This is a genomic window from Burkholderia sp., from assembly GCF_018375725.1.
Classification (GTDB): domain Bacteria; phylum Pseudomonadota; class Gammaproteobacteria; order Burkholderiales; family Burkholderiaceae; genus Burkholderia.
The window spans coordinates 1-3,435 of sequence record NZ_JAHACR010000382.1; the positions used below are offsets into that span (position 1 = coordinate 1).

General features: G+C 65.3%; 3 protein-coding genes. All 3 read right to left on the bottom strand.

The annotated features are described in order from the left end of the window. Positions 1–970 (bottom strand): anthranilate synthase component I family protein (locus KH616_RS23100; RefSeq protein ID WP_292252276.1); only part of this gene is annotated, 970 nt, incomplete at its 3' end. A 4-nt stretch (positions 971–974) separates the two neighbouring features. After that, entirely contained in the window at positions 975–2,111 is a 1,137-nt protein-coding gene (gene dnaJ, locus KH616_RS23105; RefSeq protein ID WP_292252277.1) for a molecular chaperone DnaJ, read from the bottom strand. Positions 2,112–2,364: 253 nt separating this feature from the next. After that, positions 2,365–3,435: Hsp70 family protein (locus KH616_RS23110; protein ID WP_292252279.1), on the bottom strand; the 1,071-nt coding region annotated here is incomplete at its 5' end.

Below are 3,435 nucleotides of genomic sequence, written 5' to 3' on the forward strand. Positions count from 1 at the left end.
GCGGCGTCGTCTCGATCGCATCGATCAGCTGCATCGTCTTGTGCTTCGGCGCGCCGGTGATCGAACCGCACGGAAACAGCGCGCGCAGCATCCGGGCGAACGTTGTCCCTTCGCACCATTCGGCCTCGACGGTCGACGTCATCTGCCACACCGACGCATACGGCTCCACCGAGAACAACGCGGGCACCTTGACCGTTCCCGTACGCGCGATCCGCGACAGATCGTTGCGCAGCAGATCGACGATCATCACGTTCTCTGCGCGGTTCTTCGTGTCGCTCGCGAGGAACGCGGCCGCGTCGGCATCGCGTTGCGGGTCGCTCGATCGTGGTGCGGTGCCCTTCATCGGACGCGCACGCAGCATGTCGCCCTGCTTCTCGACAAACAGTTCCGGCGAGCACGATACGACCCACGTGTCGTCGGGCAGCGCGATCAGCGCGCCATAGCGCACCGGCTGACGCGCGCGCAGGCGCCGGTACAGCGCGAGCGGCGTGCCGAATACGTCGAAATTCAGCCGGTACGTGTAGTTGATCTGATACGAGTCGCCCGCGCGCAACGCATCGTGCACCGCGGCGATCGCCGCATCGAATGCTTCGCGCGTGACGCTTTTCCGCACATGCGCGACGCCGGCGATCGACGGCGTCGCCGCGCCCCCGTCGCGTTGCGCCAGCCATGCATCGACTTCGTCACGCGACAAGCGCTCGCAGCGCGCGAATAGCAAAAAGCGCAGCGGGGACCGGCCCGGCTGCGCCCATTGCAGGTTGCGTCCGAATTCGTAATCGCCGACGACGACCGCATGCAGTCCATCGCGCAGATCCTGCGCGACCGCCGCATCGACCGCATCGAGCTGAGCGGGATCGGTACACACCCGCTCCCGAACGAAACCCGTGTACAAGCGACTCGACCGCGCGGACGCGGTCGAGTCGCAATCGTCCAAGAGCGCGAAAACCGCGCTCTCGTTGCCTTCAGTCATGCGCTTACTCGAAGAAGCTCTTCACCCGGTCGAACCAGCTCTTGCTCTGCGGGCTGTGACGCGAACCGCCCTCGGCCAGCGATTGCTCGAACTGCTTGAGCAGATCGCGCTGGTTATCGGTCAGCTTCACCGGCGTCTCGACCTGCACGTGCACGTACAGATCGCCCGCAATGCTCGAACGCAGCCCCTTGATCCCCTTGCCGCGCAGACGGAACGTCTTGCCCGACTGCGTGCCTTCCGGCACCGGGAACGTCGCCCGGCCCGCCAGCGTCGGCACCTCGATCTCGCCGCCCAGTGCGGCGGTCGTGAACGGGATCGGCATCTGGCAGTGCAGATCGTCGCCGTCGCGCTCGAACACCGAATGCGGCTTGATGTGGATCTCGACGTACAGGTCGCCCGGCGGCCCGCCGTTGATGCCCGGCTCGCCGTTGCCGGCCGAGCGGATCCGCATGCCGTCGTCGATCCCCGCGGGGATCTTCACTTCGAGCGTCTTGGTTTCCTTCACCTTGCCCGAGCCGTGGCAATGCGCGCACGGTTCCGGAATATAGGTGCCGGTGCCATGACACTTCGGGCAGGTCTGCTGGATGCTGAAAAAGCCCTGCGACATCCGCACCGTGCCCTGACCGTGACAGGTCGGGCAGGTCTCGGGCTGGGTGCCCGGTTTCGCGCCCGAGCCGTGACACACTTCGCACGACACCCAGCTCGGCACGCGGATCTGCGTGTCGTAGCCGTGCGCCGCCTGCTCCAGCGTGATTTCCATGCTGTAGCGCAGGTCGGCGCCGCGATATACCTGCGGGCCGCCCCGGCCGCCGCGTGCTGCGCCGCCCGCGGCCTGGCCGAAGATATCGCCGAAGATGTCGCCGAATGCGTCGGCAAATCCACCGAAGCCTTGTGCGCCGGCACCGCCCATGTTCGGATCGACACCCGCGTGGCCGTACTGGTCGTACGCGGCCCGCTTCTGGCTGTCCGACAGCATTTCGTAGGCTTCCTTCACCTCCTTGAAATGCTCTTCCGCATCCTTGCTGTCCGGATTGCGGTCAGGGTGATACTTCATCGCAAGCTTGCGATATGCCTTCTTGATTTCGTCGTCGCTCGCATTCTTCGCGACGCCCAGAACCTCGTAGTAATCCCGTTTCGCCATATCGATTCACTGCCGTCCGCGCCTCATGCACGCGGCGGCTCCTTTCGCTCGCAGTAAAGTCTCGCGACTCGTCTGGCGCTGCGCGCCCGTCCGCCGACGGCGCAGGCAACGCCCGCCAAAAAACAAATGTGCCCGGGGGGCCGCGAGGCCCGCCAGGCGTAGAAAGATCCGGCCATCCGGAAGGAAAGACAGACCCCTGTCGGCCGCGCCGCGCGCGATTCGCGCGCGGCTTGCGGTGCGGTTGTAACCCGGCTTAGTCCTTCTTCACTTCCTTGAACTCGGCGTCGACGACGTCGTCGGCAGCCTGCTGCGCGCCGCCCGCATGCGCCGCACCTTCCGCGGCACCCGCAGCGCCAGCCTGCTGCGCCTGCATGTCGGCGTACATCTTCTCGCCGAGCTTCTGCGACGCCTGGGCCACTTCCTCGACCTTCGCATCGATCGCAGCCTTGTCCGCCGACGTGTCCTTCAATACGTCCTCGAGCGACTTCAGCGCGGCTTCGATCTTGTCCTTCTCGCCCGCCTCCAGCTTGTCACCGTATTCGGTGAGCGCCTTCTTCGTGCTGTGGACGAGTGCGTCGCCCTGGTTGCGCGACTCGGCCAGCTCGCGCAGCTTGTGGTCTTCCGCTGCGTTCGCTTCCGCGTCCTTCACCATCTGCTCGATCTCGGCTTCGGACAGACCCGAGTTCGCCTTGATCGTGATCTTGTTTTCCTTGCCGGTCGCCTTGTCCTTCGCGCCGACGTGCAGGATGCCGTTTGCGTCGATGTCGAAGGTCACTTCGATCTGCGGCACGCCACGCGGCGACGGCGGGATCCCTTCGAGGTTGAACTCGCCGAGCAGCTTGTTGCCTGCCGCCATTTCGCGTTCGCCCTGGAACACCTTGATCGTCACGGCCGACTGGTTGTCGTCCGCCGTCGAATACACCTGCGAGTGCTTCGTCGGGATCGTCGTGTTCTTGTTGATCATCTTCGTCATCACGCCGCCGAGCGTCTCGATGCCGAGCGACAGCGGGGTCACGTCGAGCAGCAGCACGTCCTTGCGGTCACCCGACAGCACCTGGCCCTGGATCGCCGCGCCGACTGCGACGGCTTCGTCCGGGTTCACGTCACGGCGCGGATCCTTGCCGAAGAACTCCTTCACCTTTTCCTGCACCTTCGGCATGCGGGTCTGGCCGCCGACCAGGATCACGTCGTCGATGTCCGACACCTTGACGCCCGCGTCCTTGATCGCGATGCGGCACGGCTCGATCGTACGCTCGACCAGATCCTCGACCAGCGCCTCCAGCTTCGCGCGGGTGATCTTCAGGTTCAGGTGCTTCGGACCCGA

Coding starts and splice junctions, on each gene's coding strand:
- dnaJ (WP_292252277.1), bottom strand. CDS start 2,111: ATGGCGAAACGGGATTACTACGAGGTTCTGGGCGTCGCGAAGAATGCG.